Source organism: Ascidiimonas aurantiaca, from assembly GCF_037646345.1.
GTDB lineage: Bacteria > Bacteroidota > Bacteroidia > Flavobacteriales > Flavobacteriaceae > Ascidiimonas > Ascidiimonas aurantiaca.
Map to the genome: position 1 here is coordinate 1 of NZ_JBBEWR010000042.1, position 893 is coordinate 893.

The following is an 893-nucleotide window of genomic DNA, read 5'->3' on the forward strand; positions in this document are numbered from 1 at the left end:
CCGCCATTGACGTTACAGGCTGCCATCACCGCAGAGGTGTTCTGTAGCCCGGCCGGCGCAGGTGAAGTTACCCTTACCGCCACAGGTGGATCAGGGAACTACCAGTATCGTATCATCGCTCCCGCTGCAGGAGCCTTCCAGGCTTCCAATGTATTTAGTGCCCTCACTGATGGCACCTATACCTTCGAGATCGAAGATACCACCTCTAACTGTACCGACACCGTGACCATTACACTCGATCCGCCGGCTCCTGTGAACTTCTCCCTCAGCGCTACCGATGTAAGCTGCTTTGGTGGAAATGACGGTACCATTACCGTTACCCTCAATGCTACCGATGATCCGCCATTCCTATACAGCCTTGACGGAGGGACCACCACACAAACCGATCCCTTTTTCTCAGGACTTGTGGCAGGACCCTATAACGTAACCGTTATATCTGCTAAAGGATGTGAAGATACTCTGTCTATTACCATAGGTGAACCCGCAGACCTTACCGCTACCGCCACTGCTACTATATTTACCTGTGATCCCGCCAATAATGCACAAAACGATGCCCAGATCACCGTTACTCCCACAGGAGGTACCGCTCCTTATCTGTTTAGTATTGACGGAGTCAACTTTATAGACAACGCAGGTGTATTTGATGTAAGTGCCGATGCCACCTATACCATCATCGTACAGGATGCTAACGGATGTACCTTCCCTGTGAACCAGATCGTTGATCCTATTCAAAGAATCGCTATAAATTCGATCACCCAGGTACAGGCTATTGACTGTACACAACCCGAAATCGTAGATATTATCGTTTCCGGAGGATCTGGTAACTACGAATATATCCTGTTGCCTTCGGGAACACCACAGGCATCCAATCAGTTTACCATCACAACCCCGGG

1 pseudogene is annotated in these 893 nt (G+C 49.8%); it reads left to right on the top strand.

The window, feature by feature from the left end:
• Nucleotides 1–893, top strand: a pseudogene (locus WAO84_RS17155) (SprB repeat-containing protein); the annotation flags it as partial.